Source organism: Mesorhizobium sp. LSJC280B00 (assembly GCF_000502835.1).
GTDB lineage: Bacteria > Pseudomonadota > Alphaproteobacteria > Rhizobiales > Rhizobiaceae > Mesorhizobium.
In genome coordinates, this window is the sequence record NZ_AYVL01000007.1 from 123,181 (window position 1) to 140,099 (window position 16,919).

A 16,919-nucleotide genomic window follows, 5' to 3' on the forward strand; every position below is an offset into this window, starting at 1 on the left:
TGCAGCAATTTTGGACGGCCAACCGAACTGGCCCAAGATATCCCCCTGTCAGAGGAGCTGGACGATGCAAGAAATGTCTTTTGAACGCGGACGGGCGCCAAGGCCGGTCACCAGCTCGACGATGATGGGGCGCTGACTGCATGGCCTCGATCTTTCGCTTCCGATCGAGAGATCCGGCGCGCGACACGCAGACCGACACCTCGCGCCTCGATCGCTTGGCAAAGCTGCTGGACCAGATCTCGGCCGAGGTCGAGGCAGAGAAGAACGGGCTTGAGAACCGCTACAGGACAACGGCTACCAATGCCGCCTTCCTGGTCGAGGCCATGGAGAACGGAGCGGTCTCCTCCCGCAAGTCCTCCGAAGTCGGCGAACTGACCAGGTCGATCCTGAATTGCGAGCGACGCATCGCGGCGCTCTCGCGCCAGAAGCAGATGATGAAGGATCTCCGTCATTCGCTGGATGAAATCTTCGATGAGAATCGGCAGAACGGCCCCGACATAAGGACCGATTTTGTGAAGCCCGCCGATTCCGGCACAGGCTGAGCGAACACCCCGAGTCGGCGCAATGGTTTTAGGCACAACACGGAGCTTGGGAGCGACAGAGGTCAAGATCAGGTTGTTTCGTCACGGTTCGAACGATCGCTTTGGGGGCGCACAGCACAAGGTGAGTTTGATATGAACGCAGATCCTAAAAGCACGCCCGCCCCGGCAACCCGAGGCACCCCGTTCACGCGCCCGATCCCAGGCAAGCTGCGGCGGCTCCGTTCAGACGGCGCGTTTCTGCTGGTCGTTCTCGGCAGCATGGTTGCGGGCCTGGTCCCCGTGCGCGCCCAGGATCTCCCAACCGCGCCGTCCTTTGTCGATGATTTCACCAGCCTCAGTCGCGCGCGCTGGTACATTTCCGACGGCTGGACGAACGGCAAGCATCAGAACTGCACCTGGTCCAAAAGCCTGATCGGGCTTTCCGACGGCATGCTGACGCTCGGTTTCGAGAAGCGCAAGCTGAAGGATCGCGAATTCGCCTGCGCCGAGATCCAGACCAAGCAGCGCTTCGGCTACGGCACTTACGAGGCGCGGATGAAGACCGACACGGGCTCCGGCGTCAACGCGGCATTCTTCAGCTTCGTCGGCGATGCCGACAAGCAGCCGCATGATGAAATCGACTTCGAGGTGCTGACCAAGGACACGTCCAAGGTTCAGGTCAACGCCTACATAGCCGGCAAAGGCAAGAACGAGAAACTGGTCGACGTCGCTGGCGGCACCGACAAGGCCTTCAACGACTACGCCTTCGTCTGGGAAAAGGACCGGCTGCGCTGGTACGTCAACGGCAAGCTTGTCCACGAGATCACCGATCCGGCGAAGCTGCCCACCCATTCGCAAAGGATCTATTTCAGCCTTTGGGGCAGCGATACAATGAAGGGCTGGATGGGGCCGTTCTCCGATCCCGGCCGCAAGCTCACCATGCAGGTGGATCGCGTTGCATTCACCGCACTTGGCCAGCCCTGCCAATTCCCCGAATCGCTGGCATGCAACACAAACTAGAAGCGCATCTGAACCGGCCGGGCCGAAGGTGGTCGGAAAACCGAAGCTCGAACAGGCCCGAAACACTGAACAGGAATGAAACCGAATGAATTTGACTGTCTTTGGAATCGGCTATGTCGGTCTTGTACAGGCGGCGGTGCTTGCCGAAGTCGGCCATCAGGTGGTCTGCGTCGACATCGATGCAAAAAAGGTCGAGCGGCTCAACCAGGGTCATGTCCCGATCTTCGAGCCTGGGCTCGAAAGCATGGTCAAGGAGAACCATGCCGCCGGCCGCATCAAGTTCACCACCGACGCCGCCGCGGCGATCAAGCATGGCCAGATCCAGATGATCGCCGTCGGCACGCCGCCGGGCGAGGATGGTTCGGCCGACCTCAAATATGTGCTGGCCGTCGCCGAGGCCATCGGTCGTGAGATGGACGAGCCCAAGATCGTCGTCGGCAAGTCGACCGTGCCCGTCGGCACCTGCGAAAGGATAAAGGCCAGGATCGCCGCAACGCTGAAGGCGCGCGGGCGCGAGGATCTGGCTTTCGACGTCGCCTCCAATCCGGAATTCCTCAAGGAAGGGTCCGCTGTGAGCGACTGCATGAAGCCCGACCGGATCATCGTCGGCACCAGCAACGAGGACACCGAGGCGGTGATGCGCGAGCTCTACGCGCCGTTCAACCGCAACCACGAAAAGATGATCGTGATGGATGTGCGCAGTGCCGAGTTCACCAAATACGCGGCCAATTGCATGCTGGCGACCAAGATCAGCTTCATGAATGAAATGGCCAACCTGGCCGAGCAACTGGGCGCCGACATCGAGGAGGTCCGCAAGGGCATCGGCAGCGACCCGCGGATCGGCTACCACTTCATCTATCCGGGCCTCGGCTATGGCGGCTCGTGCTTCCCGAAGGATGTGCGTGCCCTGATCAAGACTGCCGAGGCCGTCAAGTTCGACGCCAAGCTGCTGCGTGCCGTCGAGGAGCGCAACAACCAGCAGAAGTCGGTCCTGTTCGAGAAGGTGGACCGCTATTTCAAGGGCAATCTCAAAGGCAAGACATTTGCGCTGTGGGGCTTGGCCTTCAAACCCAATACCGACGACATGCGCGAGGCCCCGGCCCGCACGCTGATGGAAGCGCTCTGGGCCGCTGGTGCCAATGTGCAGGCCTATGATCCGGAGGCGATGCAGGAATGCCAGGCGATCTACGGGCTGCGCGACGACCTGCAACTGTGCGGCACCAAGGAGGCCGCGCTGCGAGGCGCCGATGCGCTCTTGATCGTGACCGAGTGGAAAAGCTTCAGCGCGCCGTCTTTCGATGCGCTGAAGAACGCGCTGACCACGCCCGTCATCTTCGACGGACGCAATCTCTACGACCCCAAGGTCATCGCCCGCCACGGCATCGAATACCACAGCATCGGCAGAATGGCGGCGTGACGCTAGGGCGGTCCAGCAAGGAGCCAGGTCCATGAAAGTTCTGTTTGCGGGCGGCAACGGCTACACGCCGCAGTTCAGCGGTGGCGTTCAGTCGAGCACGCATCATCTGGTCGAGCAGCTGCGCGAGCACGGTCATGACGCCTCGGTTCTGGCGGCGCTGTTCGGTGACGGCATGTTCGGCTTCAAGGCGCGCGCCAAGATGAAGCTGCTTCGCCAGCGAGCGGTCATCGACAGCTATCCCGGCTATCCGGTCGTGCGGGCATGGTTTCCCTGGGAGGCGGCGCGCTTCGCGGTCGAACGGCTCGATCCCGATGTCGCCGTCGTGCAGTGCCACAAATCGGTGCCGATCGGAAAGGCGCTGCAGGCGCTCGGCGTGCCGCTGGTGGTCTATCTGCGGAACGTCGAATTCCACGAACTGGCCGGCGACCTGCGCGAATTGCATTCGGCGCTTTATATCGCCAACTCCGAATTCACTGCGCGCACCTATAAGGAAAGGTTCGGCATCGATTCGACCGTGATCCCGCCGACCATCAATCCCGGGCTCTACAGCACGCCGACCACCGGTGAATTCGTCACGCTGATCAATCCTTACAATGAAAAAGGGTTCGAACTCGCCGTGCGCATCGCCGGCCAATGCCCCGAAATTCCGTTCCTGTTCGTCGAAAGCTGGAAGCTCGACGACGACCACCGGGCGCAGATCGAACGGATCATCGCGCCGCTGCGCAACGTCAGGCTGGAAAGCCGCACCAGCGACATGAAGACCGTCTATGGCCGCACCAAGATCCTGCTGGCGCCCAGCAAATGGGAAGAAGCTTGGGGGCGGGTGGCATCCGAGGCCCATTGCAGCGGCATTCCAGTCGTCGGGTCCCGTCGCGGCGGCCTGCCGGAAGCGATTGGCGCCGGCGGCGTGGTGCTCGACTATGACGCACCGCTCGACGACTGGGTCGCCGCGGTCAGGCGACTATGGAGCGACAAGGCCGAGTACGATCGGCTGTCGGCGGCGGCGCAGCTGTTTTCGGAGCGGCCGCAAATGAACCCCGACAGCCAGTTCGCGACCTTCCTCCGCGTTCTCGACAACGCCAGGCAAGGCGCGCTGGAGCGTGCCGCCTGATGCATTTCGTCCAAAACCATGCACGTTGCCCAAAAGCCGGCTCTCGCGCCTGACCGGGGTGGGAGCTGCCTTGGGACAACGACACGCACAACACCAGACGCTTGAGGCGCCTCGCACGGTAGCGACGGGCGTCAGCCCTCATCCGCGCGAGCAGATCGCCGACCGGCCTCGAAAGATCGTCCATCCGATGAAGATTTGCTTCGTAGTTGATAAGTTCCCCTCTTTGTCGGAGACCTTCGTCCTCGACCAGATAGAAGGGTGCCTCGAGCGCGGCATGCAAGTCGGCGTCGTCTGCAACGAGACGTCCTTCGGCAAGGACCGCAACATCGACGATCGCCGCTGGCAGGCTCTCCCTGGCAAGGTCGTCTGCTGGTGGGGCGGGCTGGGGCGCTTTCGCCCGACGCTCAGGAGATGGTCGGGCAGGTTCTGGGATAAGCTCTCGACCGCTATCGACATCGCTTTTGCGCGCAAATTGCAGGACGCCGATGTGATCGTCGCGCATTTCGGCAATAACGGCATGCGCGTCGCCCGCGCCATGAAACGAGGCCGGATTTCCGCTCCGCTGGTGACCATATTCCACGGCCGCGATGTTGGCGAACCGCTGCATGACAACACGCTCACGCGCTACAAGGTTGTCTTCGACAAGGGCGTTCTCCAGCTCCCGGTGAACGCGTTTTTCCGCGACGCCCTGATCGGCGTCGGCGCACCCCCCGCGCAAGTCATGGTTCACCATATGGGCGTGCGGCCCGGTGAGATCGGCTACCATTGGCGTTCCTGGGACCGGGACACGCTGTCCTTCATCTCGGTCTGCCGGCTGACCGAAAAGAAGGGCATCGAATTCGCCCTTCGGGCGCTCGCCAGCCTGCCGCGGCGCGACTGGGTCTATTCGGTGATTGGCGGCGGCGAATTGCTGGAAGAGTTGAAGAAGCTCGCCGCAAATCTCGGCATTGCCGACCGGGTGACTTTCCTCGGGCCGCGTCCGCACGCCGAGGTCAAGCAGCGCCTGCGCAATGCCCACGTATTCCTGCTGCCTAGCGTTGCCGCGCGAGACGGCGATCTCGAGGGTATTCCGGTGGCGCTGATGGAGGCTATGGCCGCCGGGCTGATCGTCGTCAGCACCTATCACTCGGGCATCCCCGAACTGATCGAGGATCAGGAGACAGGCTTCCTCGCACCGGAGCGAGACGTTGCGGCGTTGGCCCGCAAGCTTGTCTGGGTGGCCGAGAACCCGGACAAATGCGAGCGCATCGCACGTGCGGCGCGCCGCAAGATCGAGCAGGATTTCAACGCGGACGTACTCAACGAACGTTTTGCGCAGATCGTTGCTCAACTGGCCGAAGCCAGGCAGCCGGCATGAACGCCAACCCGCCCCCCCAGTTCGGTCGCGTCGCCCTGCGCGGCGGCGTGGTGACGATCGGCGCGCAAGGCTTTAAGATGGCGATCCAGTTTCTCTCCGTCATCGTGCTTGCGCGTCTGCTCGTGCCCGAGGATTTCGGCCTGGTGGCTTCCGTCGGGCCGATCGTGGCCTTTGTCGGGCTGCTTCAAAATCTTGGCCTGCAACAGGCCGTGGTCCAGCGCAAGGATATCAGCACCGAGCAGCTCAACCAGGTATTCTGGATCAGTGCGCTGGTGGGGATAGGCAGTGCCGTGGTGGTTGCATGCCTGGCGCCCGCCATCGCTGCCTTCTATGGCGATCAACGCATGGTGGGGATCACCATCGGCTCTGCCTTGCCGCTGCTGCTTGGCAGCCTCGCCGCGGTGCCGCTGGCGCTGATGAACCGTCACTTGCGCTTTGGCCAGCTCGCGCTGAACGACGTGATAACCGCTGCTGCCGGACTTGCGACTACCGCAATCGCCGCCTATGCGGGGCTGGGCTACTGGTCGCTGGTCATCGGCCCTGCGGTATCGGCCGTTGTCGCGCTGGCCGCGGCATGGCAGGTGGCGCGCTGGACGCCGTCGCGGCCGGACCTGAAGGTCGATACCGACATATTGTCTTTCGGCGCCAATCTGACCGGCTTCAATCTGGCCAACTTCTTCTCGCGCAATCTCGACAACATCCTGATCGGAAAATATTCGGGCGCGATCGAGCTCGGCTATTATGACCGCGCCTACAAGCTCCTGCTGTTTCCGCTGCAGAACATCAACCAGCCGCTGACACGCGTGATGGTGCCGCTGCTGAGCCGCATCCATGAGGACAAGGCGCGGTTTCGCGACATCTATGTGCGAACCAATTGGATGCTGGCGGCCATCACTATGCCCGGCATCGCGGCGCTGACGCTGACGTCGGACCAGGTCGTCGGGCTTCTCTTCGGCGAGCGCTGGACGGCGGTGGCGCCGATCTTCGCCTGGCTGGGCATCGCCAGCCTGATCCAGTCCGTCTCGAGCACCACCGGCTGGATCTTCATCTGCCAGGGCAAGACCAAGACCATGTTCCACTGGGGCATCTACTCGTCGCTGACGACGGTCGCCGCCTTCATCATCGGCCTGCACTGGGGCGCCGTCGGTGTCGCGGCGGCCTATGCGATCAGCGGCTATGTGCTGCGCGTCCCGGTGCTTGCCGTTCTTGTCCACCGGGTCGGCCCGGTGACCGCAGCCGACTTCCTGGTCATGCAGGGGCTTTTCATCGCGTCATCGCTGCTTGCCTGGTCCGTGTACCGGGAGTTGCCGGCATCGCTGACCAGCCAGTCAGACCTGCTCGCGGTGGTCCTGGCGGTTGCCCTCAATTATTCGATCGGCCTGGTCCTCATGCTTGCCCTTCGCCAGTCGCGCAGCGCCCTGTTCACCACGCTTTCCAGCGCCATGCGCAACGCCCGCTAGGCCGGCAATCACCGGCCTCAAAAGCTCACCTGCCGACATCGCCGACGCATGCTCCTCAAGCACTGCCTGAAGGCTCGTCCTGCGATAGAGGTCGAGATTGGCGGTAAGTCTGCCGAGCTTCTCGCTCGCTTCCTCGGGCGTCACCGTGTCGATGTCGAGCAGCAGGTCGGCGACGCCGATCCGCTTGGCGAGTTCCTTGGTCTTGAATTCATAGGCGATCGGCAGCACCGGCGTGCCGACGCAGAGCGACATGATCATCATGTGCATGCGCGTTGCGACAACGAAGTCGAAGCCTTTCACCAGTGCCATCAGTTGCTCCGGCGTGTGGAACGAAGCGTCCACGCTGACATGCTTGGCGATCTCCGGATCGAGTTCGGCAACGATAGCCCGCGCCGTCTTGGAATCATCATGGGCGTATTCCGGCACGCCCTGGCAGGTGGAGACGAAGGTGACCTCCTTGGCGTGGTCCCTGACCAGGATGGTCGCGATCGCGCGGATCGAGTCGATGTAGCGGCGCATGCCGCCCTCGCCGTCGCTGACATAGTTCCAGTGACGGACGGAAATGGCGACGCGGCCGGTGACGGTCGCCGACTGGCCGGAGGCCAGAATTTTTCCGATCCTGTCGGTGTCGGCCAGGGCAAAGACGGCGTCGGCCACGACGTGGCATTTGCCGGGGTCTTTCACCATGTCCACAATGTGGCCTCGCGAACGTTCGTCGCGCAGCAGGATGAGCGGGCTCCGATCGAAGATTGGGCTCAACTCCTGGCGATTGTAACTTTTGTTGAACGGGCCGAGCGATTGCGTGAAGAAGACGGGGTCCTTGCCCAGAATCGCGTCGATCCGGAATTGATTGAGTCGCCGTTCCAGATTGTAAGTCTCGACAAGATAGGTTCCGCCTGTCGTGACCACGAGGTCGGCGCCTTTGTAGATCTCGAGACCACGGCGATTGCTTGAGCTGAACAAACGCCCGAGAACGCCGCGGATGCCGAACCGCCGCAGGGCATTGAGGACGAGCCGATTGTAGATCGGCTTGAACAGGTTCTTCAGCCCGCTGCCGTATTTGTAGCGGAACAGCGATTCCGACAGCAGCTTGTGGAATTCGAGATCAGGATACTCTTTCTTCGTGTAGAGCCTCGCCGCCACCTCCGGCTGGCTGTCGAAGACGCAGAACTGGATATCGTCTTGCACGATCGTCTTGAAAACATGGCGGATCGCCAGGAGAATCGCTGCATCCCCGGTATTCAGGCAGACGGTGTTTTCAACCGCGATCTTCATGGAATGACCTCATTTCGTGAGTAGTCCCGTGCTTCCATCGACGGGTGCGAAGGGGCGGATTGCAGGCGGGTTGGCCGAAAATGCTGCACGCCAAGGATGGTCCTCGCGTCGTGATTATTGGCGCGCAGCCCGATGGCAGGCCAACGCGCGGTCCATGTGGCCCAAGCAGAGCGAGATTAACCCATCGATTTTGCAGTGCAACAAAAAACGGGGATCTTTGCTACGCTGCAACCAAAAATGTTGCGATGCAGCAAGAGCTGTACTAGCATTGTCGCGGGCGGGCCAACAGCGGTCGAGTTTTCATGCTGCATGTCTTGTACTTGGTACACGACGTCTCCGACCCGGCAGTGCGCCGGCGGATCATAATGCTCAAGGCAGGCGGCGCCCAGGTTACGCTGGCGGGCTTTCGTCGTACGGCAAGCGCAGTTGCTGATGTCGAGGGCTTGCAGCCGATCGATCTCGGCCCGACTCGTGNCGACTCGTGATGGCCGATTCGCCCAACGTCTGGCCGCGATCATGAAGGCAGTCGTCTCGACCGGCTCGAAGCTGGGCTCAATGCCACGGCCCGACCTCATTATCGCGCGCAATCTGGAAATGCTGGCGCTTGCCCGCCGCGCCAGGTCGGCTTTCCAGGCAACGGTGCCGATCGTCTACGAGTGCCTGGATATCCATCGCCTGCTGCTTCGCGACGATCCGCTGGGCTGGGCGATGCGCGGCGCAGAACGCTTCCTGGCCAGGGATGTGAAGCTTCTGGTGACCAGCTCTCCGGCCTTCATCGCCAACTATTTCAAGCCGTTCGGACAGATTGCCGCCCCGGTCGAACTGCTCGAAAACAAGTATTTCGAGCCAGCCGCGGCCTCGCTGGATGACCGCGCGGCGCCGGAGAACCCCGTAGCGCCGCCTTGGCGGATCGGCTGGTTCGGGGCGCTCCGCTGCCGCCGTTCCCTGGAGCTTCTGGCCGAATTTTCGCGCCGCCTCGACGGCCGCTTTGAAATCGTCCTCAGGGGCCGCCCGGCGCTGTCCGAATTTCCCGATTTCCACGGTTTTGTCGAATCGGAACCCTGGCTCTCGTTTGGCGGGCCCTACCGCAATCCCGAGGACATGGCGGCGATCTACCGCGAGGTTCACTTTTCCTGGGCCATCGACTTTTTTGAGCAGGGCCTGAACTCCGAATGGCTGCTGCCCAACCGGCTCTATGAGGGCTGCCGCTTCGGAGCCGTGCCGATTTCGATGGGAGCCACCGAAACCGGCCGGTTCCTCGACCGGCAAGGCATAGGGGTTCTTTTGCCAGAAGCCACGCCCGAGGCGCTCGAAGCCGCCGTCGGCACGATGGAGCAGCATCGGTTCGAGACATTGAGGGCGCGTGTTCTCGCCCGCAATCCGCGCACCTGGAGCTACGACCGCGCCGATTGCCGGGCGCTCGTCGAAAAGCTCCGCGGGCTGACTGCGGCTCCCGGTCCATATGCTGCCGAAGCATTGGCATAGAAGGACTGCCGATGACGCAAACCGAAATTCCATCCTGCATGATCGTGGTTCCGTGCCTGAACGAAGCGGCCCATATCGGCGCGTTGCTTCGAGAGCTCCGCCCTGCGGCCGAGAGGCTGGACGCCGTGATCATCGTTGCCGATGGCGGCAGCACGGACGGCACCAGGACGATCGTCGCGGACATCGCCGCAAAAGATCAGCGGGTGATCCTGCTGCACAATGAAAAGCGCTTGCAGAGCGCGGCAATCAATCTCGCCGTCGCCAGGTTCGGGGAAGGCGTCGACTATCTCATTCGCATCGACGCGCATGGCGGCTATCCTGCGGATTATTGCGACCGGCTGGTCGAAGAAGCGCAGGCCACCGGTGCGGATTCGGTCGTCGTCTCGATGCTGACCAGTGGCAGCGGCATGGTTCAGAAAGCAGCGGCAGCGGCGCAGAACTCCAGGCTCGGCACCGGCGGCTCCAAGCACCGGCATCTTTCGGCGGGAGAATGGGTCGATCATGGCCACCACGCACTGATACGGATATCGGCCTTCACCGCGGTCGGCGGCTATGACGAAACCTTCAGCCACAATGAGGATGCCGAACTCGACTATCGGCTCCGCCAGGCCGGCTACCGTATCTGGATGACCGGCAAGACGCAAATGGTCTACTACCCGCGCTCCTCGCTGAAGGGCCTCTATTTTCAATATCTCGGCTATGGCCGTGGCCGGGCGAAGAACGTTCTCAAGCACCGCATGATCCCGAAGATCCGGCAGATGGTGCCGCTTCTGGTGTTCCCCGTGGTTCTTCTCGCCGCCTTTTCCTTCGTCCACTGGCTGGCGGCCGTGCCGCTTTTGCTATGGGCGTCGGTCTGCCTCGGCTACGGCTTTTGGACCGCCGTCAGCCAGCGCAAAGCCGACATTGCGCTTGCCGGGGTCTCGGCAATGATCATGCATTTCGGCTGGTCGGTCGGTTTCTGGCTGCAACTGCTCGCACCGCGACCGCAGCGCGGGGTAGCGTGATGGACCCGGTCAGGAAAAATCGAAGCATCGATATCTGCGTCTGCACATTCCGCCGGCCGGAGCTTGCCGACACGCTTCGCTCCATAGCGGCCATGGACATGCCTGCGGGGTTCGACGTCGGTATCGTCATCGCCGACAACGACGATACGCCGACGGCCGAAACGCTGGTCGCCAAGCTGGCGGGGGAGTTGAAGCTGCCGGTGACCTACCGGCACGCCCCGGCCCGCAACATCTCGATCGCGCGCAACGCTTGCCTCGATACCAGTGCGGCGGATTTCGTCGCCTTTATCGACGACGACGAGACGGCCACCGCTGGCTGGCTTGCCGAACTGGTGGCGACGGCAGAAGCAACAGGTGCTGCGACGGTGCTTGGGCCGGTGCAAGCCCGTTACCTGCCGGATGCGCCCGCCTGGATGCGCAAAGGCGATTTCCACTCGACCTTGCCGGTCTGGGTGAGCGGCGAAATCCGCACCGGCTACACCTGCAACGTCCTGCTCAGGATTGGCGCTGAGAGCCTGCGCGGCCGGCGCTTCAGCCTGGCACGTGGCCAGACCGGCGGCGAAGATACGGAATTCTTCGACCAGATGGTCAAGGCCGGCGGCCGCATCGCCTTTTCGCCGGAGGCTTGGGTCGACGAAGCGGTGCCACCTGCCAGGGCGGCATTCGACTGGCTCGGCCGCCGCCGGTTCCGCGTTGGGCAGACGCATGGTCATCTTCTGGGGCGCAACGCACACGGCCTTGCCCGGCTCAAGCAGGTCGGCATTGCCGCGGCAAAGGCCGCCTACAGTTTCCTGTCGGCAATTCCGGTCGCCATCGACCCCGTACGCCGGAACCGCAGCGTGCTTCGCGGCATTATGCATGTCGGCGTCGTCAGCGGCCTCGTCGGGGTTCGTGAAATCCGCCAATACGGCCTGTCTTCGCCGCAGCAAGGGGGCAAGCGTGCAGCCTGACGTGAGCTTCGTGATTGCCGCCTACAATGCCGAGGCGACCATCGATCGGGCGATTGCCAGCGCCGTCGCCCAGCGCAATATCAGCGTCGAGGTCATCGTCGTCGACGACAAGTCGCGCGACCGGACGCTCGACCTGGCGAGATCCTACCCCGAAGACATCGTACGCGTTGTCGCGCTTGAGCAAAACCGTGGCCCCGGCGGCGCCAGGAATGCCGGCCTTGAGCTTGCACGCGGCAGGTGGGTCGCGGTCCTCGATTCCGACGACGCGGTCTATCCCGGGCGACTCTGCACCATGATCGAACGCGCGGAGAAAGCGGGCGCCGAAATCGCGGTCGATAATCTGCAGGTCGTTCGCGAGGATGGCGTTGCCGAAGAGACGATGTTCCCGGCCGACTATCTGGAAGGCCTCGGTGAAATCTCGCTGGCGGATTTCATCGGCGGCAACGTCCTCTTCGAATCGAGGTTCAATCTCGGCTACCTCAAGCCGATCTTCCAGCGCCGGTTCCTGAACGAGAACGGGCTGCGTTACGATGAAAGCCTGATCATTGGCGAAGACTATATCCTCCTGGCCAGTGCTCTGGCCAAGGGGGGCAAATGCGTGGTCGAGCCGACGACGGGCTATATCTACCACATTCGCACCGGCTCCATCTCCCGGGTGCTCGAACTTCATCACGTCGAGGCGATGCGCAGGGCCGATGCCACCTTCGCCGCGACCCATTCCATGGATGCTGCGGCCGAGGCGGCGTTCGCCAGGCGCGCTCGCAGCCTGCGCCGGGCGGCATCATTCCTGTCGCTGGTCCAGCACATCAAGGCGCGGTCCCCGCTCAAGGCGATATGGACGGCGCTCAGCGATCCGGCGGCGGTTCGGCATATGAGCATGCCGATCGCCGTCCGGCTGCGAAGGGTAGCGGCACAGTTTGCCGTGGTGGCGGGGAGGTGAAGGGCTGCAGGTGAATGAAGACAGTTTCGCCGCCTGCGACAGGGTTGAAATCGATCTCCTCAGAAGGAACATGCAATGAAAAAAGTCAGGAAGGCAGTCATACCGGTGGCGGGGCTCGGAACGCGGTTCCTGCCGGCGACCAAGTCCATGCCGAAGGAAATGCTGCCGGTGGTCGACAGGCCTGTCGTGCAATATGCGGTTGACGAGGCGTTCGAGGCCGGCATCGAGCACATCGTCTTCGTCACCGGCCGCAACAAGGCGGTGATCGAGGACTATTTCGACCTGCATCCTGAACTGATCGGAACCCTGGAGCAGAGCGGCAAGAAGGCGCAACTCGAATCCCTTGAAAGCCTGCTTCCCGTCGCCGGCGCGACGAGCTTCATCCGCCAGCAGTCGCCGCAAGGCCTCGGCCATGCCGTCTGGTGCGCGCGCGAAGTCATCGGTGACGAGCCCTTCGCATTGCTTTTGCCGGACATGGTGTCCTTCGGCGGGCGCGGGTGTCTCGCCGAGGTCGCCGATCTTTATGCGCAGACTGGCGCAAACGTTATCGCCGTCGAGCGTTGCGATCCGACCGAGACCAGCAAATACGGCATTGTCGGGCGCGGCGCTGATGTCGGCACGGGCTTCGAGGTGACGGCCATGGTCGAAAAGCCGGCTCCTGCCAACGCGCCATCGAACTTCTACATCAACGGCCGCTACATCCTGCAGCCCGAGATATTCTCGTTGCTGGCCAGCCAGCAGCGCGGCGCCGGCAACGAGATACAACTGACCGACGCAATGGTGCGTCTCGCACAGACCCAGGCCTTCTTCGCCCAGCCTTTCGACGGCCGCATGTTCGACTGCGGTTCGAAGGAGGGTTTCATCCAGGCCAATGTCGCTTTCGCGCTGGCGCGGGAGGACATGAAGGGCCCGATCTTCGAGATGCTGCAGGAATTCGTCCGGTCGCATCAGCGTCGGGAAGAAGCCGCATAATGTCCATTTTTTCGAGGCATTGTGGGTGCGGCTGATGACGCAGGACAGGCCGTTGCGCCGCGCGTAACGCGCACTGTCCGGCGCAAGGTTTGCACCCTATGTCCCGACCTTCGAGGCGGTAGCGCCTGCAAACTAGAATTGGACCGAAGATGAACTATGCCAATTTTCCTGTCGACAAGAGGACGCCATTGCCGGCTTCAAATGCGGCAAACGCCGAAGACTTCATCGACATCGAGCGCCTGCTTGGCATGGCCGCGCGGCAGGCGAAAGTGGTTGCCGCCTGCGCCGTCATCGGTCTCTTTCTCGGCGTGCTCTACTTGCAGACAACGCCTCCTACCTATGTGGCGACGAGCAGCGTGCTGATCGACGAAGGATTGAACAAGGTCGTCGACGACATTTCGGCGGCGTCGGTCAGCATGCAGACCGACTCCGCCGTTCTGAGCCAGATCGAAATACTACAGTCGGCCAGGCTGGCTGGGGTGGTCGTCGACAAGCTGAAGCTCGATCAGAACGACGCTTTCATGAACCCTCCGACATCGGCCCTGTCGAAGGTTGCTGGCTTTGTTCGCGGTATCATCCAGTCTGTCCGCCCCAAGCGCGCCGCGAGCACAACCGATGTCGCTCAGCTTGATGCTGCGACGCGTGACGCGATCACCGCATCGTCGTCGCCCCGCGACTATGCAATCTTCAAACTGCAGACCCAACTCGATGCCGAGCGGATCGGCCGAAGCTTTGTCATCAGCATCTCCTTCCAGGCGACGGATCCGGCGCTTGCGACCGCCATCACCAAGGCCTATGCCGACGCCTATCTCGCCGATCAGCTCGATGCCAGCTTCGACGCGACCGAGCGGGCGGCGGTCTGGCTGCAAGGCCGGCTGACCGAGCTTCGTGAGAGCTCCCAGGCGGCTGCACTAGCGGTCGAAAAGTTCAGGGCCGAACACGGATTGGCCGTCAATGACGGCCAGCTGATCAGCGACAAGCAATTGTCCGATCTCAACACCCAGCTGATCGTCGCGCAGGCCGATACCGCACGTGCCGGCGCCCGCTATCAGCAGTACAAGTCGATCGTCGAAAGCGGCTCGGACAATGCATTCAAGGACGCCGCGATATCGAACGACCAGCCGAGCAGCTCCGTCATCACGACGCTGAAGAACCGCTATCTCACCGTCGCCAAGCGGCAGCAGGACGTCGAAGCCAATTTCGGCCCGCAACATCCGCAGGCCGTCGCGCTCGCCAAGGAGAAGGCCGACATATCGGCGCAGATTTTCGGCGAGCTGAAGCAACTGACCGAAAGCTACCGCAACGAATACGAGGTCGCTCTGGCGCGCGAAACCGCGCTCCGCGCAAATGTCGCCTTGGCGGCTGGCAAGAGCTCCATCGACAACCAGTCGCAGGTCAAGCTGCGTGAGCTGGACCAAAAGGCGACGGCGCTGTCGACGCTCTACCAGACGTTCCTGAACCGCTATGAGGAGGCCGCCCAGCAGCAATCCTTCCCGGTCGGCAAGATCCGGGTCATCTCGGACGCGACGATGCCGCAGTCGGCCGCAACCCCGCGCACGGCCATCGTGCTGGGGCTTTCGCTGGCGCTTGGCATAATGATGGGGGCAGGGGTTGGTGGCCTGAATGAATTCAGAGAACGCTTCTTCAGGACCGGCGAGGATGTGCGCGACCGGGTCGGCCTCAAATTCCTCGGCTATCTGCCGGTCATCGGCAAGGCTGGCAAGGATGACCAGCGCAATGGCGGTCAGCCTGACGTCAAGGTCGTTGAATCCAAGACCGCCAAGTCCTCTAAATCCCAGCCCTCCAAAACATTGTCGGCAGCCGAAAAACGTGCGCGGATGCGGGTAACCGTCGATGCACCGGCATCGATGTTCTCCGAGACGCTGCGCAACGCAAAGATCGCCTTCGACGTCGTCATGGAGGGCCAGGGCAGCCGGGTCATCGGCGTGGTCTCGGTGCTTCCCGGCGAAGGCAAGTCGACGGTGGCGGCCAATCTTGCCGGGTTGCTTGCCGTCAACGGATCGAAAACGCTGCTGATCGACGGCGACCTGCGCAATCCCGGCCTCAGCCGCAGCCTCGGTATGGAGGCCGAGCAGGGCCTGATGGAAGCTGTGGTGAGCGGGCAGACATGGCAGTCGGTCGGCAAGATCGACCGGCAGACCAAGCTGGCTATCATCCCGGCTGTCCTGCGTGGCCAGTTTTCGCATACCAGCGAGCTTCTGTCTTCAGCCGGCATGCGGCGTTTCATCGATAACGCCAAGGAAACCTTCGAATACATCATCGTCGATCTGCCGCCGCTCGGGCCTGTCGTCGACGCCAAGGCCTTCGCTCCGCTTGTCGACGGCTTCGTGCTGGTCACCGAGTGGGGACGCACGCCGCGTGCGATGGTGCAATCCATGCTCAGCTCGGAGCCCTACATCGCCAAGAAAATCATTGGCGCGGTGCTGAACAAGGTCGAACTGAAGAAGCTGGCCAAATATGGCGCGATCGGCGGCTCGGAAAAATTCTTCGACAAATATTCGAGCTACTATCTGGAAAAATCGGAAGCGCGCACCAAGGCAGCCGCCTGAGCGACGACATCGCGCTCAGGAAAATATCAACCTGGCGCGGTTGTCGATGATCCTGAGGGCGGTCAGCTGGCCGGTTTGGAAGGCGCCGGTGTCTATGCCAAGCCGGCGTCCCTCGAGCTTCGGAGTGTCGACCGGCGTATGTCCGTGCACGACATAGCGGTCGAGAAGATGCGCAGCGTCGAAAAAGTCCGAACGGATATTCAGCAGGTCGTCCTCGTCCTGCGCGGCGAGGTCGATGCCGGGCCTGATGCCGGCATGGACGAACACGAATTTCGCCGAACAGACCATGACCGGCAGCGCGCGCATGAAGCTAATGTGGTCGGCTGGAATGACGTCCCGAATGCGCTTGTCGACCTCCTCGCTTGACCCATAGAGATCGGCCATGCGCGACGGGTCGACGCCGTAGGAAAACAGCGTTTGCAGGCCGCCTATCGCCAGCCACGACTCTCTCGAAATGATCCCGTCGACGTAGTTCAGCATCACAACTTCGTGGTTGCCGGCAAGGCAGATGCGCTGGAAATCATGGAGCGGTGGCGCCAGCAGATGATCGAGCACACGCGCCGACTGGGGTCCACGATCGACGTAGTCGCCAAGCATGATGATGAGCTTGCGCCCTTCGAAGGGCGCCGAATCGAGCAGGATCTTCTGCTCCAGGGCGCGGAGTTCCTTGTAGCAGCCATGCACGTCGCCGATCGCATAGACGACTGCGCCCCGCATATCGATCTCCAGCCGCTGGCGTGCCGCGGCCTGGGGCTTTCTCGATCGCTGGAACAGGGTCACGTATGGCATCTCGCATGGCTGTGGGTGCGTCTCGATTCCGAAACAACATGACGACAC

The 16,919-nt window shown here is 62.3% G+C and carries 12 protein-coding genes and 2 pseudogenes; 12 read left to right on the forward strand and 2 right to left on the reverse strand.

Going from position 1 to position 16,919, the window contains the following annotated elements; translation table 11 throughout:
• Nucleotides 1-140: 140 nt before the first annotated feature.
• The 6 genes from X773_RS51980 (at nucleotide 141) to X773_RS52005 (ending at nucleotide 6,886) form a co-directional block, all read left to right on the forward strand.
• Nucleotides 141-542 carry a hypothetical protein gene (locus tag X773_RS51980; protein ID WP_023676310.1) on the forward strand — a complete coding sequence of 134 codons (402 nt, stop codon included), beginning with the start codon at nucleotides 141-143 and terminating at the stop codon, nucleotides 540-542.
• Between the two features lie 258 nt (nucleotides 543-800).
• Nucleotides 801-1,541: a family 16 glycosylhydrolase gene (locus X773_RS51985; protein WP_051406119.1), complete on the forward strand. Its 741-nt coding sequence runs from the start codon at nucleotides 801-803 to the stop codon at nucleotides 1,539-1,541.
• An 85-nt stretch (nucleotides 1,542-1,626) separates the two neighbouring features.
• Nucleotides 1,627-2,958 carry a UDP-glucose/GDP-mannose dehydrogenase family protein gene (locus X773_RS51990; RefSeq protein ID WP_023676312.1) on the forward strand — a complete coding sequence of 444 codons (1,332 nt, stop codon included), beginning with the start codon at nucleotides 1,627-1,629 and terminating at the stop codon, nucleotides 2,956-2,958.
• Nucleotides 2,959-2,989: 31 nt separating this feature from the next.
• Nucleotides 2,990-4,069 carry a glycosyltransferase gene (locus X773_RS51995; RefSeq protein ID WP_023676313.1) on the forward strand — a complete coding sequence of 360 codons (1,080 nt, stop codon included), beginning with the start codon at nucleotides 2,990-2,992 and terminating at the stop codon, nucleotides 4,067-4,069.
• A gap of 70 nt (nucleotides 4,070-4,139) precedes the next feature.
• A complete protein-coding gene (locus X773_RS52000) occupies nucleotides 4,140-5,426 on the forward strand; it encodes a glycosyltransferase (RefSeq protein ID WP_245274683.1) in 1,287 nt (428 codons plus the stop codon).
• Nucleotides 5,423-6,886 carry a lipopolysaccharide biosynthesis protein gene (locus X773_RS52005; protein WP_023676315.1) on the forward strand — a complete coding sequence of 488 codons (1,464 nt, stop codon included), beginning with the start codon at nucleotides 5,423-5,425 and terminating at the stop codon, nucleotides 6,884-6,886. Before X773_RS52000 ends, X773_RS52005 begins: the two co-directional genes overlap by 4 nt.
• Nucleotides 6,887-7,108: 222 nt before the next feature.
• Here the strand turns inward: X773_RS52005 and X773_RS78075 are convergent.
• Nucleotides 7,109-8,161, reverse strand: a pseudogene (locus X773_RS78075) (polysaccharide pyruvyl transferase family protein); the annotation flags it as partial.
• A gap of 302 nt (nucleotides 8,162-8,463) precedes the next feature.
• Here X773_RS78075 and X773_RS52015 point away from each other — a divergent pair.
• From X773_RS52015 to X773_RS52040, 6 genes and pseudogenes are all read left to right on the forward strand, one after another.
• A pseudogene (locus tag X773_RS52015) lies at nucleotides 8,464-9,646 on the forward strand (glycosyl transferase family 1).
• Nucleotides 9,647-9,657: 11 nt separating this feature from the next.
• Nucleotides 9,658-10,650, forward strand: coding sequence for a glycosyltransferase family 2 protein (locus X773_RS52020; RefSeq protein WP_023676317.1), 993 nt, complete (start codon nucleotides 9,658-9,660; stop codon nucleotides 10,648-10,650).
• The gene (locus tag X773_RS52025) at nucleotides 10,650-11,600 is read left to right on the forward strand and encodes a glycosyltransferase (RefSeq protein ID WP_023676318.1); all 951 of its coding nucleotides are present in this window, start codon (nucleotides 10,650-10,652) and stop codon (nucleotides 11,598-11,600) included. The genes X773_RS52020 and X773_RS52025 overlap by 1 nt, the downstream gene beginning before the upstream one ends.
• Nucleotides 11,590-12,540: a glycosyltransferase family 2 protein gene (locus tag X773_RS52030; protein ID WP_023676319.1), complete on the forward strand. Its 951-nt coding sequence runs from the start codon at nucleotides 11,590-11,592 to the stop codon at nucleotides 12,538-12,540. The genes X773_RS52025 and X773_RS52030 overlap by 11 nt, the downstream gene beginning before the upstream one ends.
• 75 nt (nucleotides 12,541-12,615) lie before the next feature.
• A complete protein-coding gene (locus X773_RS52035; protein ID WP_023676320.1) occupies nucleotides 12,616-13,512 on the forward strand; it encodes a UTP--glucose-1-phosphate uridylyltransferase in 897 nt (298 codons plus the stop codon).
• Between the two features lie 149 nt (nucleotides 13,513-13,661).
• On the forward strand, nucleotides 13,662-16,082 hold the full coding sequence (locus X773_RS52040; protein WP_023676321.1) for a polysaccharide biosynthesis tyrosine autokinase: 2,421 nt from the start codon (nucleotides 13,662-13,664) through the stop codon (nucleotides 16,080-16,082).
• Nucleotides 16,083-16,097: 15 nt separating this feature from the next.
• Here X773_RS52040 and X773_RS52045 read toward each other — a convergent pair whose 3' ends face one another.
• Nucleotides 16,098-16,862, reverse strand: coding sequence for a metallophosphoesterase family protein (locus X773_RS52045; RefSeq protein ID WP_023676322.1), 765 nt, complete (start codon nucleotides 16,860-16,862; stop codon nucleotides 16,098-16,100).
• Nucleotides 16,863-16,919: the final 57 nt, after the last annotated feature.